Source organism: Methylocystis sp. SB2 (assembly GCF_049817085.1).
GTDB classification, from domain to species: domain Bacteria; phylum Pseudomonadota; class Alphaproteobacteria; order Rhizobiales; family Beijerinckiaceae; genus Methylocystis; species Methylocystis rosea.
The window spans coordinates 2,333,294-2,349,883 of sequence record NZ_CP187401.1 but is presented as its reverse complement, the minus strand read 5'-3'; the positions used below and the strand labels follow the sequence as shown (position 1 = coordinate 2,349,883).

The 16,590-nt window shown below is 62.7% G+C and carries 20 protein-coding genes and 1 tRNA gene; 10 read left to right on the top strand and 11 right to left on the bottom strand.

From position 1 onward, the window contains the following. Positions 1-9: 9 nt before the first annotated feature. The 3 genes from ACPS74_RS11485 to ACPS74_RS11475 form a co-directional block, all read right to left on the bottom strand. Entirely contained in the window at positions 10-495 is a 486-nt protein-coding gene (locus ACPS74_RS11485) for a peptidoglycan-binding domain-containing protein (RefSeq protein ID WP_029649330.1), read from the bottom strand. Between the two features lie 13 nt (positions 496-508). Beyond that, positions 509-793 (bottom strand): peptidoglycan-binding domain-containing protein, encoded by a 285-nt coding sequence (locus tag ACPS74_RS11480; RefSeq protein ID WP_029649332.1) that lies wholly within the window; start codon positions 791-793, stop codon positions 509-511. 253 nt (positions 794-1,046) lie between these two features. Further along, a tRNA-Phe gene (locus tag ACPS74_RS11475) sits at positions 1,047-1,122 on the bottom strand. Between the two features lie 243 nt (positions 1,123-1,365). Here ACPS74_RS11475 and ACPS74_RS11470 point away from each other — a divergent pair. The 7 genes from ACPS74_RS11470 (at position 1,366) to ACPS74_RS11440 (ending at position 7,796) form a co-directional block, all read left to right on the top strand. Then, a complete protein-coding gene (locus tag ACPS74_RS11470) occupies positions 1,366-2,358 on the top strand; it encodes an aldo/keto reductase (RefSeq protein ID WP_029649335.1) in 993 nt (330 codons plus the stop codon). Between the two features lie 313 nt (positions 2,359-2,671). Then, a complete protein-coding gene (locus ACPS74_RS11465; protein WP_018406686.1) occupies positions 2,672-3,124 on the top strand; it encodes an HdeD family acid-resistance protein in 453 nt (150 codons plus the stop codon). Between the two features lie 467 nt (positions 3,125-3,591). Continuing rightward, positions 3,592-4,494, top strand: a complete 903-nt coding sequence (cysD, locus tag ACPS74_RS11460; RefSeq protein ID WP_029649337.1) for a sulfate adenylyltransferase subunit CysD — start codon at positions 3,592-3,594, stop codon at positions 4,492-4,494. Beyond that, positions 4,494-6,395 carry a sulfate adenylyltransferase subunit CysN gene (gene cysN / locus ACPS74_RS11455; protein WP_029649340.1) on the top strand — a complete coding sequence of 634 codons (1,902 nt, stop codon included), beginning with the start codon at positions 4,494-4,496 and terminating at the stop codon, positions 6,393-6,395. Before cysD ends, cysN begins: the two co-directional genes overlap by 1 nt. Positions 6,396-6,479: 84 nt before the next feature. Then, a complete protein-coding gene (locus ACPS74_RS11450; protein WP_029649342.1) occupies positions 6,480-6,746 on the top strand; it encodes a hypothetical protein in 267 nt (88 codons plus the stop codon). A 60-nt stretch (positions 6,747-6,806) separates the two neighbouring features. Next, entirely contained in the window at positions 6,807-7,385 is a 579-nt protein-coding gene (locus tag ACPS74_RS11445; RefSeq protein WP_029649344.1) for an ABC transporter permease, read from the top strand. Between the two features lie 57 nt (positions 7,386-7,442). Next, the gene (locus ACPS74_RS11440) at positions 7,443-7,796 is read left to right on the top strand and encodes a RidA family protein (RefSeq protein ID WP_029649346.1); all 354 of its coding nucleotides are present in this window, start codon (positions 7,443-7,445) and stop codon (positions 7,794-7,796) included. A gap of 38 nt (positions 7,797-7,834) precedes the next feature. Here the strand turns inward: ACPS74_RS11440 and ACPS74_RS11435 are convergent, their stop codons facing one another. The 3 genes from ACPS74_RS11435 to ACPS74_RS11425 form a co-directional block, all read right to left on the bottom strand. Further along, complete coding sequence (locus ACPS74_RS11435; protein ID WP_029649347.1) at positions 7,835-8,617, bottom strand: HesA/MoeB/ThiF family protein; 783 nt, start codon at positions 8,615-8,617, stop codon at positions 7,835-7,837. A gap of 105 nt (positions 8,618-8,722) precedes the next feature. After that, a complete protein-coding gene (locus ACPS74_RS11430; protein WP_036241598.1) occupies positions 8,723-9,823 on the bottom strand; it encodes a glycosyltransferase family 4 protein in 1,101 nt (366 codons plus the stop codon). After that, positions 9,823-10,716: a UDP-2,3-diacylglucosamine diphosphatase gene (locus ACPS74_RS11425; protein WP_029649351.1), complete on the bottom strand. Its 894-nt coding sequence runs from the start codon at positions 10,714-10,716 to the stop codon at positions 9,823-9,825. The genes ACPS74_RS11430 and ACPS74_RS11425 overlap by 1 nt, the downstream gene beginning before the upstream one ends. A 186-nt stretch (positions 10,717-10,902) precedes the next feature. On the opposite strand from ACPS74_RS11425, the gene ACPS74_RS11420 reads away from it, so the two are divergent. Further along, positions 10,903-11,520 (top strand): helix-turn-helix domain-containing protein, encoded by a 618-nt coding sequence (locus ACPS74_RS11420; protein ID WP_029649355.1) that lies wholly within the window; start codon positions 10,903-10,905, stop codon positions 11,518-11,520. A gap of 55 nt (positions 11,521-11,575) precedes the next feature. Here the strand turns inward: ACPS74_RS11420 and bfr are convergent, their stop codons facing one another. The 3 genes from bfr to ACPS74_RS11405 all read right to left on the bottom strand — a co-directional run bounded on the left by bfr (position 11,576) and on the right by ACPS74_RS11405 (position 12,985). Continuing rightward, positions 11,576-12,058: a bacterioferritin gene (bfr, locus tag ACPS74_RS11415; protein ID WP_029649358.1), complete on the bottom strand. Its 483-nt coding sequence runs from the start codon at positions 12,056-12,058 to the stop codon at positions 11,576-11,578. A gap of 27 nt (positions 12,059-12,085) precedes the next feature. Further along, on the bottom strand, positions 12,086-12,322 hold the full coding sequence (locus ACPS74_RS11410; protein WP_014891379.1) for a (2Fe-2S)-binding protein: 237 nt from the start codon (positions 12,320-12,322) through the stop codon (positions 12,086-12,088). 300 nt (positions 12,323-12,622) lie between these two features. After that, on the bottom strand, positions 12,623-12,985 hold the full coding sequence (locus ACPS74_RS11405; protein WP_157055216.1) for a hypothetical protein: 363 nt from the start codon (positions 12,983-12,985) through the stop codon (positions 12,623-12,625). Between the two features lie 96 nt (positions 12,986-13,081). Here ACPS74_RS11405 and glpK point away from each other — a divergent pair, with 96 nt between their 5' ends. Then, positions 13,082-14,578: a glycerol kinase GlpK gene (glpK, locus tag ACPS74_RS11400; RefSeq protein WP_029649360.1), complete on the top strand. Its 1,497-nt coding sequence runs from the start codon at positions 13,082-13,084 to the stop codon at positions 14,576-14,578. 19 nt (positions 14,579-14,597) lie between these two features. On the opposite strand, the gene ACPS74_RS11395 is transcribed toward glpK, so the two are convergent. Next, complete coding sequence (locus ACPS74_RS11395) at positions 14,598-14,864, bottom strand: Imm74 family immunity protein (RefSeq protein ID WP_018406673.1); 267 nt, start codon at positions 14,862-14,864, stop codon at positions 14,598-14,600. A 22-nt stretch (positions 14,865-14,886) separates the two neighbouring features. Further along, positions 14,887-15,948 (bottom strand): A/G-specific adenine glycosylase, encoded by a 1,062-nt coding sequence (locus ACPS74_RS11390; RefSeq protein WP_029649362.1) that lies wholly within the window; start codon positions 15,946-15,948, stop codon positions 14,887-14,889. A gap of 75 nt (positions 15,949-16,023) precedes the next feature. On the opposite strand from ACPS74_RS11390, the gene ACPS74_RS11385 reads away from it, so the two are divergent. Then, entirely contained in the window at positions 16,024-16,575 is a 552-nt protein-coding gene (locus ACPS74_RS11385) for a DUF721 domain-containing protein (protein WP_029649364.1), read from the top strand. Positions 16,576-16,590: the final 15 nt, after the last annotated feature.

Genomic DNA, 16,590 nt, shown 5'->3' with positions numbered 1-16,590 from the left:
GAGCGGCGGTTAAAGTATAAGACCAGAGAGGCTCTCGAGCGTCGCGCCGGCTGCACCGGCGGGAGCCATCCAGGTCCGCTCGTCCATGACGCCAGTGACCGGGAGCCCGGCGTTAGTCTGGTATTGACGGACGACGTTCTCGGTGGTGGGGCCGAAAATGCCGTCGATGGCGCCGGTGTAACCAAAGCCCGTCTTGAGCACGCCTTGCAGCTTGGCCACCACCGGCCCTGAGGATGCGGCCTGAAGCGTCGGCGACGCCTCGCGGTAGGGATGCACGCGGCTCCACGTGATCGGCCCGACGACGCCGTCCGCGACCAGTCCGTTCGATTGCTGGAAATCCTTCACCGCCTGTTCCGTGCGCGGTCCGAAGACTCCGTCGACCTCGTCTGGTCCTAAAGCCTTGTTGCGCGCGAAGACTCGTTGAAGTCGCTTCACGTCATCTCCGGTATCGCCTGGTTTGATCGTCGCCGGCATGTCGAGTTTCCCTTCGTTCATCGGTCGCTCGCGTTTAGAAGTCCTGCTCGATGAGCTTCCTCCACGTCAGCGGGCCCACGATGGCGTCCTTGGCGAGATGGGCCGCCGTTTGGAAGGCGAGCAGCGCTTGCTTGGTATTCGCGCCGGCGGTCCCGTCCAGAACCAGGGGCAGGATCGGACTGCCATCCTCGCCGATATCGCCGGCGGTGAGGAAGAGATTCAGCAACGCCTGCAGCGTCTTGATGTCGTCGCCCGCGACTGGCTGCAGTTCGGCCTTCCGGACGTCGATCGTTTTCAAATTTACTGCGACCTGCGTCATGATCCCTCGTCCTCTCATTTGCACGCCGCTCGTGAGCTACTGACAAATCATAGTTCGCTCAGCGCGGTTGTGATCATGCAAATTGATGAGGATGCGCGGAAATCGGCTGACGCTGCTTCAGTTAACGACACAAATATTTCCGCCGCGCTCGCGAACCTACATCTCAAGGGACTCTTGAGAGTTCGCAGCTCAACGCGGTTTGGCCGCGAGAAATTCGCAATCTTAATTAAATATTTGATTTAAAATAGTGTTCTGGTGCCCAGGGGCGGGATCGAACCACCGACACTGCGATTTTCAGTCGCATGCTCTACCAACTGAGCTACCTGGGCTCGCGCGGACGCGATGTGTCGGGCTTATAGAAAGCGCGCAACGACTTGTCCAGACCCGCTAGGGTGGCGAGACCGTTCCGCGAACTGTTACGCGATAGATCAGGCGGCCCAGCCGTTTAGTCCCTAAATTTTGGCGTGGGTTGAGTTTCATTCGTTCTGACGGTGAAGTCCAGCATTGGCGGATCGTAGTTCGGCGCACGCCTAGCCGCAGTCGCCCGACATGGAATTCTAAAGAGGTACTCGATGATCACTCGCCAGCTTGGCGCGAACGGCCCCATTGCATCAGCCATCGGGCTTGGCTGCATGGGCATGTCGGACCTTTACGGCGCGTCGGATCGCGCGGAGAGCGTCGCCACCCTTCACGCCGCTCTGGACGCTGGCGTCACATTGCTCGACACCGGCGACTTCTACGGCATGGGCGACAATGAGATGCTGATCGCGGAGGCGCTGCGCGGCCGCCCGCGCGACGGCGTCATCCTCAGCGTCAAATTCGGCGCCCAGCGCGATCCGGACGGGAACTGGATCGGCTTTGATGGGCGGCCGTCCGCGGTGAAAACCGCGCTCGCCTACAGCCTGAAGAGACTTGGGGTCGATTATCTCGACATCTATCGCCCGGCACGACTCGATCCAAACGTGCCGGTCGAGGAGACTGTCGGCGCCGTCGCCGACATGGTCAAGGCGGGCCATGTGCGGTTTATCGGACTCTCGGAAGTCGGACCGGAGACGATCCGTCGCGCGGCCGCCGTACATCCAATCGCCGATCTGCAGATTGAATATTCGCTGATATCGCGGGGGATCGAAAGCTCGATCCTTCCGACGTGCCGCGCGCTCGGGATCGGCCTCACCGCCTATGGCGTCTTGTCGCGCGGACTGATCAGCGGCCACTGGCAAGCCGGCGCGCAAACAGGAAGAGGAGATTTTCGCGCGAGCATTCCGCGCTTTCAGGGCGAAAACCTTGAAAAGAATTTGGCGCTCGTCGAGGAAATCAAGCGCATCGCCGACGCCAGGGGCGCAACGATCGCGCAGGTCGCCATCGCCTGGGTTTTGTCGCGCGGCGACGACGTCGTGCCGCTCATCGGCGCGCGACGGCGCGACAGGCTCGCCGAATCGCTCGGCGCGCTCGCGTTGACGCTCGATCGCGAGGACCTGTCCGCTTTGGAGAATCTCGCGTCTTCCGTCTCCGGAGAGCGCTACGCGAAGGCGCAGATGGCGCATCTCGACAGCGAAGGGCGTTGAAAGGGGCCGCTCAGGACGGGCGGCGGGCGGATGGCGGCTGAGACGAGAGCCAAGTCCCGCTCTTCGAGATTTCGGCGCGGACCCGAACGCTGCTGTCGGTCAAATCATGCGGTCACAATTATCGGCTTGCTATTTGCGTCTAATCGGCAAAGATTCCGCTTTCCTCATCTCACCATGGAAGCCTTAGATGCAGCGACAGTTTGACTCTTTCGTTTCAGGCGCCCCCGATGTCCTCGCCGTTCACTGGGGCTGGGTCATCGCCCTTGGAATATTGGTCGGGGCGCTTGGAATCCTCGCAATCATCCGAGCCAGAATGGCAACGTTCATCGCGGTCGGCTTTCTTGGCGCGCTGCTCATCGTCAGCGCGGTGTCGGTTCTCATCTTCGCCTTTTCGGCCGCGGGTCTGTGGACAGATTTCTTCGTCCACGTCATCTGGGCGGTTCTTCTGGCGATCGTCGGAATCATGCTGCTGACGCGCCCGGCGATCAGCGCCGAGGCGATCACGCTTCTCATCGCCTTCTATTTCATCGCCGAAGGCATACTCGTCATCGGTTTTGCGCTGACCTCCCAGATCGACGGTCTGTGGATGTATCTCCTGCAGGGCGGCGTCGCGCTGCTGCTGGGCGCGCTGTTGGTGACCGGATGGCCATTCACCGGGCTGTGGGCGATCGGCACCTTCCTGGGCATCGATTTGCTGTTCAAAGGATGGGGAATCATCGCTCTCGGCTTTGGCCTTCGGGCGATCTCGGAAGGCGCTCTGCTATAAGCGTCTGGACGGGCGCGTAAGCGCCCGTCAGCCTCAATCGGCGGGTTGGTCGCCGTCATCAGGCCCGAGCCGAACACGGCTCCCGCCACCCCTTTTAGGGAAGGGCGTGCTCGCCAATCAGTAGGCTGAAGCGCACGACATAGATCGGCGGCGCCGGCTGACTTGAAAAATCCGCGGCTACCGGATCATGCCGGAAGCAGCCCACGACATTGCTGGGCTGTGGACATAGTAACCGCGCCACCCCGGCTCGAACGGGGGACCCCCGGATCCTCCCCCGATCGCTCAACCCTATGAGGATTTGAGCGCTATCTCAGAGCGGTGCGAACTGCTCGCTGACGAGCGCAGAGTTGGCGCGTCCCGGGAACCTGCTGAGGCCGCTCAAGCCAGCCTTTTGCCAAGCAAGTGTAACATACTTTCGACTCCTTTGACGACCAACATGATGAGATCATTGCTAATTTTGAGGAAGAATGCCCCTCACGCCCCATCTTCGCCGGCTCGAAGCCGAAGCGGTTTTCATTCTGCGCGAAGCGGTGGCCGAGTTCCGGCGTCCGGTGATGCTCTATTCCATCGGCAAGGATTCGAGCGTGATGTTGCATCTCGCGCTCAAGGCCTTCTACCCAGCCAAGCCGCCCTTCCCGCTGTTGCATGTCGACACCACGTGGAAGTTTCGCGAAATGATTGCGTTCCGCGACCAAACCGCGGCGCGCGTCGAAATGGCATTAATCGTTCATACGAATGAAGACGGGCGAAAGCGCGGCGTCTCGCCTTTCACATGCTCCTCATCCGCATACACGCAAGCAATGAAAACCGAGGCGCTCAGACAAGCGCTGAACGAAGGCGGATTCGACGCGGCCTTCGGCGGCGCGCGACGCGACGAGGAGAAAAGTCGGGCGAAGGAGCGCGTCTTCTCGCATCGAACCGCTTCGCACGGATGGGATCCTAAGACTCAGCGCCCCGAACTTTGGCGGATTTTCAACACTCGTTTGGGAGCCGGCGAGACTATGCGGATCTTTCCGCTGTCGAATTGGACCGAGACCGACGTCTGGGACTACATCGCCGCGGAAAACATCCCGGTCGTGCCTCTTTATCTCGCAAAGGAACGGCCAGTCGTTCAACGCAACGGCGCTTACATCATGGTCGACGATGAAAGGTTTCCACTGGCGCCAGATGAAGTGGTCGAATCGCGGCGCGTGCGGTTTCGAACGCTTGGTTGCTACCCGCTGACGGGAGCGATCGAATCCGAGGCGGATACGCTGGAGGCGATCATCGCGGAAATGCGACAGGCCTCGACCTCTGAACGTCAAGGCAGGCTGATCGATTTCGACGAGTCTGCGTCGATGGAGCGAAAGAAGCGCGAGGGCTATTTCTGATGACCGCTCCCTTTATCGCAGATGCGGAAATCCTCGCAAAAGCCCAGCCAAGCCGGCCGCGGCCCACTTTGCGGGTCTTGACCTGCGGATCGGTCGATGACGGCAAGTCGACGCTCGTCGGGCGTTTGCTCTATGAACGTCAGCTGATCTTCGACGATCAACTTGCCGCTCTGCGCAGCGACTCGCTGCGGCACGGCACTTTGGGCGAGGAGATCGATTTCGCTTTGCTTGTCGACGGACTTGAGGCCGAACGCGAGCAAGGCATCACGATCGATGTCGCTTACCGCTATTTCTCCACCCCGGCGCGTTCGTTCATTTTGGCCGACGCGCCTGGTCATGAGCAATATACGCGCAACATGGCGACGGGAGCGTCGAACGCCGAATTGGCCATACTGCTCGTCGACGCGCGCAAGGGGCTGCTGACTCAGACGCGGCGACATGCGACGATCGCCTCTCTCCTTGGCGTCCGGCACATCGTGCTGGCCGTCAACAAAATGGATCTTGTCGATTACGACGAAGCCGTGTTTGAAAGAATTGTCGGCGAATTTGAAAGCGTCGCCGCATCGCTCGCCTTTCGCTCCGTCGAAGCAATCCCCATCTCCGCCCGCCATGGGGACAATGTCGTCGCCGACTCGGCGAATATGCCGTGGCGCGACGGCCCCAGTCTCTTGACCTATCTTGAAAACGCCGACGTCGAGACTGATGGCGGCGATGCGCCGCTGCGGCTGCCGGTGCAATGGGTCAATCGCCGAAGCGACGCTTTCCGCGGCTTCGCCGGCGCCATCGCTTCCGGCCGAATTCAGGTCGGCGATGAAATCGTGGCGGCAGCCTCCGGACGGAAAACCACCATCGCGCGTATCGTCGCCATGGGCGGGGATCTGTTCAGCGCCGCTGCGCCGGACTCGGTCATGGTGACCTTCGCCGACGAAATCGACGCGTCTCGCGGCGACGTTCTCTGCCATCCGACCACGCGCCCGAACGTCGCCGACCAATTCGCCGCGCATCTCATTTGGATGAGCGACGAGAGCCTTATGCCTGGCCGTTCATATTTGATGAAGATCAATGGCCGGTCTCTTGCCGCGAGCGTGACAGACATCAAACACAAGCTCGACGTCGATACTGGCGCAAAGAGCGCCGCCAAGACGCTGAGCCTCAATGAAATCGGCTTTTGCAACGTCGCGACCGCCGCGCCCGTCGCTTTTGATTCTTACGATGAAAACCGCACGACGGGCGCCTTTATCCTGATCGATCGCTTCAGCAATGCGACCGCCGCCGCAGGGATCATCGCCTTTCCGCTGCGACGCGCCACGAATATCCATCTTCAGGAGCAATCCGTCTCCAAGGCGACGCGCGCGCGTCTCAAACATCAGACGCCCACGGTCCTATGGTTCACCGGGCTTTCCGGCGCGGGAAAATCGACGATCGCCAATCTCGTCGAATCCAAGCTTGTCGAACGTCACGCCCATACGCTGATGCTCGACGGCGACAATGTGCGGCACGGCCTCAACAAGGACCTCGGCTTTACCGAAGCCGACCGCGTCGAAAACATCCGTCGTGTGGGAGAAGTCGCGAAACTGATGGTCGACGCGGGCTTGATCGTGCTTTGCGCCTTTATTTCCCCCTTCCGCGCTGAGCGGCGGATGGTGCGAACGCTGGTCGGCGAACAGGAATTCATCGAGATCTTCATCGACGCGCCCCTCGATGTGTGCAAGGAGCGGGATCCCAAGGGCTTGTATAAGCGCGCGCTCGCCGGCGAGATCAAGAATTTTACCGGCGTCGATCAGCCCTATGAAGCGCCGGAGTTTCCCGAATTGAAGCTGAGTTCAGCCGAGCGCTCGGCCGAAGCCATCGCCGATCAGATCATCGCCTATCTTGAGGCGAACGGGATGCTGGGGGTCTAGGCAGTGCGGCGCAGCTCAGCATCGGCTTCATCATTCCCCCTGGCTCCTCTGCGATTTCGTACTTCGTGGGCACGTGGGAGTAAAATGTTGAGCCTAGCTTTTGAATCGCTCGGACGGGATTACTATACGAGGCTCGGTGGACAGCTCGCGGAGTTTCGCCGCATCCTTGGCGCTGTTCTGATCCAGGACATGCGCTCACGCTATGGATACAGTCATATCGGCTATTTGATCGCAATCGCCTGGCCGCTTTCGCATATTGGCGTTATCATGTCTGCTCACCTGCTGAAGACCAGCATCGCCCCTGTTGGCGACAGCCCAGCGACGTTCGTTGGAACTGGCGTCGTGCCTTAAATATTATGTCTTTATCCTGCACGTCTGTTGGCGATGGCCATTCCGCCGAATCGCCAATTATTGAACATCCCAGTCATCCAGCCGCTCCATCTCATTTTCAGTCGTTGCATCCTGGAAACGCTCAACGCTCTCATCGTGCTTGCGCTATTCGTGTTTGTCGTCAGCTTGTTCGATATTGACATCTTGCCTGTAGACACCGCCGAAGCCGCCAAAGCGATTGGCGCCGCCGTGTTTCTCGGCATCGGACTAGGATTTTTCAACGTCGTCATGTGCGCGCTCGTTGGGAATTTCTTTCTCCTTTTCTTCATCCTCGTCATGATTGGCCTTTACATGATCTCGGGCGTCTTTCTGCCGCCGACTGCGATGCCCGCAAGCGTTCGAGAATACATGGCGTATAACCCTCTACTGCATCTCGTTGAATGGCTGCGCTCGGCTTATTATACAAGCTACGATATCGAGCTCATCAACAAGTCCATGGTTCTGTGGGTCGGCGGCATCAACCTCACGCTCGGTCTCGTTGGCGAGCGGTTCTTGCGCGGCAAATTCTTCTCAACTCGCGCTTCGACGCGCTTTTTCCGCAATGATCGGATCACAGAGCGATCTCTGCGCGGACCAACGAACCGAATGACCATGATCTAACCCGCTTGCCCGCGACACGCGCTTCGCCTAGACCGGCGCGGCACGCATGGAGGCGAGATGAGCAACATTAAGAGGATCGGCGCGGGGCCGCGTATGAGCCAGGCGGTCGTTCGCGGCAACGCCGTCTACACGGCCGGCCAGGTGGCCGACAAGACCAAGGGCGGATCAGTCGCCGATCAGACTCGCGAAATCCTCGCGCAGATCGACGCGCTTCTCGCCGAAGCCGGCAGCGCCAAGGCCAACATCCTGTCGGCGACGATTTACCTTGCCGACATCGCGACCTTCGCAGAGATGAACGGCGTTTGGGACGAATGGGTCGACAAGGCCAATCCGCCCGCGCGCGCCACCGTCGAAGCGAAGCTCGTGGCGCCGGCCTACAAGGTCGAGATCGCCGTCATCGCGGCGCTTTAGCGCCCCCTTTCGCCGAAGTGGAGCCCTATGGAGCGCATTCATGATTGCGCTCCGCCGCCGCTGAGCGGATTTTCCGGGTCAAAAGCGTAGCGGATGGTCTCGAAGCGCATGCCGCGCGCGTCGATGAGCAGCAGACGGCCGACCAGCCCCTCGCCGAAGCCGACGATCTCGCGGACGACTTCGAGCGCCATCATCGCGCCGACGATTCCGGCAAGCGCGCCGAGAACGCCGGCTTCTTCGCAGGTGGGGATTTCACCCGCCTGCGGCGGCGTCGGAAACAGGCAGCGGTAGGTCGGATTAGGGCCGCCGTCGGGGGCCCGTTCGAAGGGCCGCAGCGTCGTCAGCGACGCGTCGAAGCCGCCGAGCGCCGCCGTCACGAGCGGCTTTCTTTCGTAATAGCAGGCGTCCGACACGAGATAGCGCGTCGCGAAATTGTCCGAACCGTCGGCCACGACATCGTAGCGCCCGATCAGCGCCCGGGCGTTCGTCGCATCGAGCCGCAGCGCATGCGGCTCCACGACGACATGCGGATTGAGGCGCGCGATAGCGTCCCGCGCGCTTTCGACCTTGGGGCGGCCGACGTCTTGCGTGGCGTGGATCACCTGGCGCTGCAAGTTGGACAGTGAAACCGCGTCGTCGTCGACGACGCCGAGCGCGCCGACGCCGGCCGCGGCGAGGTATTGCAAGAGCGGCGCGCCGAGCCCGCCAGCGCCGACGACGAGAACACGCGCATCCTTGAGCTTGCTCTGGCCCGGCCCGCCGATGTCGCGCAGCACGAGATGCCTCGCGTAGCGTTCGATTTCTTCAGGCGAAAGGCTCAAGAAGACGCTCCGGTGCGCCGCGCGGGGATTGCGGCGGCGCGACCATAGCGGCTTCGCTCTCTTGTCTCCAGCGATCACAATTGCAAGCGCTGAAATGACGATGACTCAGGGTTGGACGGGCTGCCGCTTTTTCACCGACCGACGGTCCTCGGCGGACGCCTGGCTCGTTTCGCGCAACGCCTCAAGGCCGACGCCGCCGAGCGCGGCCGCGCCGCGCGCATAAGCAATATTGTCGAGGAACTGTCGCGCGCAATTCTCCCAGGTGAAGGTCAGCGCATGCGCGCGCGCCGCCTCCCTGCTGATGTCGAGCGCCGCTAGCGCGGCCGTCCGTAGATCCTCGTTCAGCGCGCCCGCGCCGCTCGCCCCGATGACGTCGAGCGGTCCCGTGACCGGATAGGCTGCGACCGGCAGGCCGCAGGCCATTGCTTCGAGCAGCACGATGCCGAACGTGTCGGTGCGGCTCGGAAAAACGAAGACGTCAGATGCGGCGTAGAGCGCCGCAAGTTCGGCGCTCGTTTTGACGCCGAGGAATTTCGCCTGCGGAAATTTGGCTTCAAGCCCCGCGCGGGCCGGTCCGTCGCCGGCGACAAGCTTCGTGCCCGGCAGATCGAGTGACAAAAACGCCTCGATGTTTTTCTCTACGGCGAGGCGCCCGGCGTAAAGGAAAATCGGCCGCTCATAAGGGAGCGGCGTCGCCGCATCGGGGGTAAACAACGCGTGGTCCACGCCGCGCGACCAGCGCAGGACCCGCCGAAATCCACGCTCTGACAATTCGCGCGACAGGCTTGGCGTCGACACCATCACGCCGGCGCCGGCGTTATGGAAACGGCGCAACGCCGCATAGGCGACCCCGACGGGAAGCCCAAAACGCGCCTGGATATATTCGGGGAAGCGCGTGTGGAAGCTCGTGGTGAAGGAGCGGCGCGCCCTCAGCAGGACCGCGCGGGTCACAAGGCCGATGGGCCCTTCCGTCGCAATATGGACGTGGTCATAACCATCTTCGAGCCGCCGGCGAACGGCGCGCGGCGAAGCGAGCGCCAGCGCGATCTCCGGATAGGTCGGCATGGGCAGCGAATTGAAGTCGCGCGGGGTCAAAAAGTCGATCTCGGCGCCCAGCGCGCGCGCCGACTGCGCCATGGTCTCGAGCGATCGGACGACGCCATTGACCTGCGGACGCCAGGCGTCCGTCGCAACCAATATTCGCATCAAGCCGCCGCCGCTCTCTGGTCCGGCAAGGCCCTGGCGCGCTCGGCCGCGTCAGCGGCGTCGCGTTCGGCCGCCGTCTTGTGCCACCGCAAGATCTCAAATGCGCCGTCGTCATGCTCGGCGATCGCGGTGCAGCTTTCGACAAAATCTCCGGTATTGACGTAGAGCTTGCCGCTGATCGTCTTGATCGTCGCGTGATGGATATGTCCGCAGATCACGCCGTCAACGTTGCGGCGGGCCGCCTCGGACGCGAGAGCGTTCTCGAAATCGCCGATGAAGTTGACGGCGTTCTTGACCTTCAGCTTCGCCCAAGCGGAAAGCGACCAATAGCCGACGCCGAACATGCGTCGCGCACGGTTGAACCAGGTGTTGACGACGATCGCAAAATCATAGGCCCAGTCGCCGAAGAAGGCGAGCCAGCGGGCGTTGCGCACGACGATGTCGAACTGATCGCCGTGGATGACCAGCATGGTCTTGCCGTCGGCGGTTTCATGCAGCGCGTGGTCGACGACATCGACGCCACCGAAGTTGAGACCGGTGTATTCGCGGGCGAATTCGTCGTGATTGCCCGGCACGTAGATGACATGCGCGCCCTTTCGAGCCTTGCGCAACAGCTTTTGAATCACGTCGTTATGCGCCTGCGGCCAATACCAGCCGTTTTTCAGCCGCCAGCCGTCGACGATGTCGCCGACAAGATAGAACGTGTCGGCGTCGTTATGTTTGAGGAAATCCACCAGCAGTTCAGCCTGGGCGCCGCGCGCGCCCAGATGCAGATCGGACAAAAACAGCGTCCGATAGCGCTTAACTGCATGTTCACTTACCGGATCCGACATCTGCGCTGTGTTGGAGCGCACCGCTTGGGAGACCTTCACCCTGGCGTTTCTGTCGAGCATGAGCTGTTCGCCTCTCGCCTTCGCCGCTTGGCCTGATTGACCAGATTCGCATCACAGCCAGATGACATGGCCCCTCGGGCTCGAGCAGACGCAAGCGCGGGGGTCGCTGTTCGATATTTCGAACGCAGTCGGTTATCTTGCCGATCGATTCTGAAACCTACGGGCGCTGCTGAAGCGCTGGAGATCATGGGCGTCGAAGGTCAGGACAAGCAAAAAATGTTGCAGGCGGGCGCGCTGGCGCTTTCCGGTCAGCTCGGCGCGACCGTGCAGCGGCTGCGGAAAGCCTATAATTTGTCGCTTTCCGAACTTTCTTCGCAGTCTGGAGTCGCCAAGTCGATCATCAGCCAGATCGAGCGCAATGAAACCAATCCCACGCTCGCCACCATCTGGCGTCTCGCGCAGGCGCTCGACGTCTCGATCGAGCGGGTATTGCAGGCGACGGAAGACGGACCCTTCCTCGAGAAAACCAGCAAAGCGGACACGCCCATCCTGGTGTCCGACGACGGCAAATGCCGGCTCGAGATCATCGGCTGGATCAAGACGGTCGAGTGGCTGCAGTGCTATGAATTCGCCGCCGCGCCTGGAGGCGTATTGGAATCCGAGGCGCATCAGCGCGGCTCGGTCGAGAGCCTGTCGGTGCGCGACGGCGAGCTCGAGGTCGAAGTCGCCGGAGCGAAGTCGAGCGTGAAAGCTGGGGAAACCCTGCGCTATCGCTGCGACCGGCCGCACATTATCCGCAACCTCGGCAAAACGCCGGCGCAGGCTACAATGGTGTGCATTCTGAAGGCGGCGGTGATGGAATGACCCGCCTCCGCCGCGGACGCGTGAGCATCCTGCGGCGGTCGATGGCGGCTCCCGGTCAGGAGGAGTGCAACTCGCCGACGTGCTTTTGCGAGTAAAGCTGGACGCCGAGCTGCTTGATCAACTCAAGCTGCGTCTCGAGGAAGTCGATGTGCTTTTCCTCGCTCTTCACCACGCCTTCGAAAAGCTGCTCGGAAACGCGATCGTTGATCGAGAGACAATAGGCCGCGGCTTCGAGATACAGCTCGCGGGCGGCGAACTCGGTCTCGAGGTCCGCCTTGACGATCTCCTCGACGGATTGGCCGATACGCAGCGGATCGAGCACCTGCATATTCGGGAAGCCCTCAAGGAAGAGGATACGCTCGGCGAAATGATCCGCGTGACGCATCTCCTCGATCGACTCTTCCCGCCATTTCTTGGCGAGTTCGAGAAAACCCCAATTGTGGAATATGCGGTAGTGCAGCCAGTATTGATTGACCGCGGTCAATTCTGCGCGCAACCCGCGATTGAGATAATCGATGACCTTCGCGTCACCGCGCATGTCCGCATCCTTTCCATGAAAATAGACTTACGCCGCCAGTTCGTCGGCGCGACAGCCTTCACAATCGCCGCTCCCCGAGCACTCATCCAATCCTCTCGCGGCGTGCTGGTCGACGATGGCGACAATGCTGCGCACGCAGCGCCCGCATTTCGCCTCGCAGCCCATATGCCGGAACACAGCTGAAACCGAAGGCCGGTCACCGCGTGGCCCAAGCGTATCGCGCACATCGCGGTCCGACAGGACGTTGCACGAACAGACGATCATTACTTAGCCTAGTTTGGAAAGGTTGCAAACTACTTTCTGGAAAGGTTGCAAATTTCCCTTCTTTGGAAAGATTGCAAACTACCTTTCGTATCAGTAGGTTACAACATCTCCTTCCGTTTGCCAACTCCCGCGTGTCGCCTTTCGGACAGACCCGCGCCGATGAACTCTGATTGGCAAGGACCATGCCGGTTTATCAAATACATTTTGGACGAATCGATCTCCCGGCAAGTGTAAAAAAATGAGCCGCGAACGACGTCCGCGGCTCCTGATCTCGGGGCTGATCTTGGGGTTAAATCTTTCCTACCAGTGACGGTGTCCCCAGCCACCGCCGCCGCCCCAACCGCCGCCGCCCCAGCCGCCGTGTCCGCCCCAGCCTGGTCCGCCCCAGCCTGGGCGTCGCCAACCATAGCCCCCGCCCCAGCGCGGACCACCCCAGCCGTAGCCGCCGCCCCAGCCATAGCCGGGCTGCCACCAGCAGCGGTAGGGTCCGCACACCCAGCGCGCCTTCTCGACGCCGGGGCCCAGCTGAGCCGTGGGCGCGCGATCGATCCCCGGCAGCGCGGAAGCCTCTGGCGCGAATGCGTTCGAAGCGAGAACGAAAAGAAGCGCGGCGAGGGCCGGCTTGATTGGCGCCGATAGGGTTTTGACGGCTGCCGATCTCATGGAGCATCCTCCTTTTGAGAAATGATGTAACCATTTTCCAATTACGGCGAACGCGCTGAACCGAGGCTGAAACTTCTGTTCATCAGAGGGTTATGAATGTCCAAACTCCTGGGCGCGCTCGATCAGGGCACGACGAGCACCCGCTTTATCGTCATGCGCAGTCATGGCGGGATCATCGCCCAGGCGCAGCGCGAGCACCGGCAAATCTATCCCCGCCCCGGCTGGGTCGAACATGACGCCGCCGAGATTTGGCGCAATGCGCAGGCCGTGATCGAAACGGCGCTGGCCGAGGCCAACGTCTCAGCTCGCGACCTCTCGGCCGTCGGCGTCACCAACCAGCGCGAGACGACGGTCTTGTGGGATGCGGCGACCGGCGCGCCGCTTCATCATGCGATCGTCTGGATGGATACCCGAACGCAAGCCGCCGTGGACCGGATCGCGGCGCAGGGGTTGGGGGATCTGGTCCGCGCAAAAACCGGACTGACGCTCGCGAGCTATTTTTCCGCGCTCAAACTCGCCTGGCTTCTCGACGACATCCCCGGCGTCCGCGAAAGGGCGGCGCAGGGCGCGGCGCTGTTCGGCACGATTGATTCCTGGATCATTTGGAATCTGACTGGCGGCCCCGGCGGCGGCCGCCATCTCATCGACGCGACCAACGCCTCGCGCACGCAGCTGATGAATCTCGAAACCCTGAACTGGGACGAAGAGCTGCTGCGGATATTCAACATTCCCCCAGCCTGCCTGCCGAAAATATGCTCGTCGAGCGAAGTGTACGGGGAATGCGTCGGCGCGCTCGCCGGCGTTCCGCTCGCCGGCGCGCTCGGCGACCAGCACGCCGCGCTGCTCGGGCAAGCCTGCGTCAATGTGGGCGACGCCAAGAACACTTATGGCACCGGCTGCTTTCTGCTGATGAACGTCGGCAAGACGCCGCGCATATCGACCAAAGGCCTGCTGACGACGCTCGCCTATCAGCTTGGCGACGCGAAACCCTGCTACGCGCTGGAAGGCTCGATCGCCATCGCCGGCGCCCTGGTGCAATGGCTGCGCGACAATCTCGGGCTCATTAAAGAGAGCGGCGAGATCGAGGCGCTGGCGAGGAGTGTGCCGGACAATGGCGACGTCTATTTCGTGCCGGCCTTCTCTGGTCTTTTTGCGCCGCGATGGCGTGGCGACGCCCGCGGGATCATCGCCGGGCTGACGCGTTTCTCCAATAAGGGCCATATCGCCCGCGCGGCGCTCGAAGCCGCGGCGTTTCAGACCCGCGAAGTCCTGGCGGCGATGATCGCCGACGCGGGCGTTGAGATCAGCGCGCTGAAGGTCGACGGCGGCATGGCGGGGAGCGATTTGTTGATGCAGTTTCAGGCCGACCTCATCGACGCGCCGGTCGTCCGCCCCAGCCAGCTGGAGTTGACGGCGGTCGGCGCCGCCTATGCGGCGGGCCTCGCCGTCGGCGTTTATAAAAGCCTGGATGACATCGCCGCGCACACGCGACAATCACGTCGCTTTACACCCCATATGCCGCCGCAGGAGCGGGCGCGCCTGATCGCATCCTGGGAAAAGGCCGTCGAGCGTTCGCTCGGCTGGGCGATCTGACAAGCTTGAGACTGGCGCGCTATTCGAAATCCGCGCTCAAACCGTGCTTTTCGAGCTGCTTTTCGACCGCGTCGAGGATTTTCTGCAGCTCCTCGATGCCGATCGGGGTTTCATCGTCGGGTGCGTCCCAATGTTCGAGGTCGTCGAGACGCACGATGAAATCGGCGTCTTCTTCAGATTCGCCGTCGGGCGGCGCGGCGGGGATGGTGAGCGTTTTCCCGGCGCGGCGCACGCGAATCGCGCCCTCCGTCACTTCAACCTGATAGCCGCCTGCGCGTCGCGCCATCGCTCCCTCCAGCCTCGCAGCCTCATGCGTCGAGAAGTCCGGCGCGAGCGGCGGCCTTGCGCATGAGGGTGGGCAGTCCTTCTTTACCGAGATTGGCGCGCGCCGCCCAGCGGCAATCCGAGGGCGCCGCTTTGGCGCGCGTTTGCGCGACGAACACCGTCGCCTCCAGCGCGAAATGGGTGAACACATGCGTCACCGGCTCTTCGAGCGCGCGCCACTGCGCCGCGCAGGGCGCGAAACCGGAGAATTCCGCCGCGGCGACATCTTGCGTCAAAGGCGTCGAGGGAAAGGCGTTCATGCCGCCAAAGAGCCCGCGCGGCGGCCGGCGCAGGAGCAACGCCTCGTCGCCGCGCCGCAGGATAAAGATCGCGCCGCGGCGTCTGGGCTTCGGCCGCTTGAGCTCGCGCGCCGGGTAGTCGCTCTGCGCGCCGAGACGCCGCGCAGCGCAGAAAGACGACAGCGGACAGGCGGGACAGTCCGGGGTTCGCGGCGCGCAAACAAGCGCCCCGAGCTCCATCAGCGCCTGAACGGAATCGCCGGGGCGCGCGGGGCTCATCAGCGCCGCGGCCTTTTCGCGAACGAGCGGCGCAATCTTGCGCGGCGGCGTCTCCATTGCGTGAAGACGCGCTATAACGCGCTCGACATTGCCGTCGACGGCGGCGCAGGGCTGATCGAAAGCGATGGCGGCGATCGCCGCCGCCGTATAGGGACCTATTCCGGGAAGCCGGCGCAGCGCCGCTTCGTCGCGCGGAAATCCGCCGGCAGAATCCACGACCGCGCGGGCGCAGGCGTGCAGATTGCGCGCCCGGGCGTAGTAGCCGAGCCCCGCCCATTGCGCGAGAACGTCATCGAGCGACGCGCGCGCCAGATCATCGATCGCCGGCCAGCGCGTCAGGAAGGCCGCATAGCGCTCCTTCACCGTCGCGACGGTCGTCTGCTGCAGCATGATTTCGGAAAGCCAGATCCGATAGGGGTCCGGCGCTTCGCCGGCCCGCGCGCGCCAGGGCAGGTCGCGCCGATGGACGTCGTACCAGGCGAGCAGCGCCGCGCCCGGTTTGGTCGATCTCGCGCGAGGCTTTATCATGAAAGCGATTGATAGAGGGCGAAGCCTCGCCCCGGCAAGGAGGGCGGCGTCGCCGCAAGTCCAATGAGCGTCCCCATGCGCGCCAAAGGCTTCAAAGCGCGCTCGCTCGCGGATTACGTCGCGCGCGAACTCGACCCGCTCATCGCCGCGCGCGGCTTCGGCGAAGCTTCGCTGCTCTTGTGCTGGCGGGAGATCGTCGGGGCGCGAATCGCGCGGATCTGCGCGCCCGCCTCGCTGCAGTGGCCGCCGCAGCGGCGAGCGAAGCCGGCCGACCCGTCGCCGGGCAAGCGCCGCGAAAAGACGCCGCGAGAGCCGGCGACACTCGTACTACGGGTGGACCCGGGCTTCGGTCTGGAGGCGCAGCATCTCGCCCCGACAATTATCGATCGGGTCAATGCCCATCTCGGCTGGCGCTGCGTCGCGCGGATCGCGCTACGACAGGAAGCCATAACCCCCACAACAGCGTCTCGGCCGAGCCTTGGCCGGGCGCCCAAGCCCGACGCGGCGGCGCGCGCGCGCGCCATCGCGGCGGCCGAGGGCGTCGCCGAGGAAGGCCTGCGCGACGCGCTTATCAGGCTCGGCGAACATGCGCTCGCCGGCCCGAGCGGCGCGCCTGGCGACGCGTGACGGCGCCCCGATCCG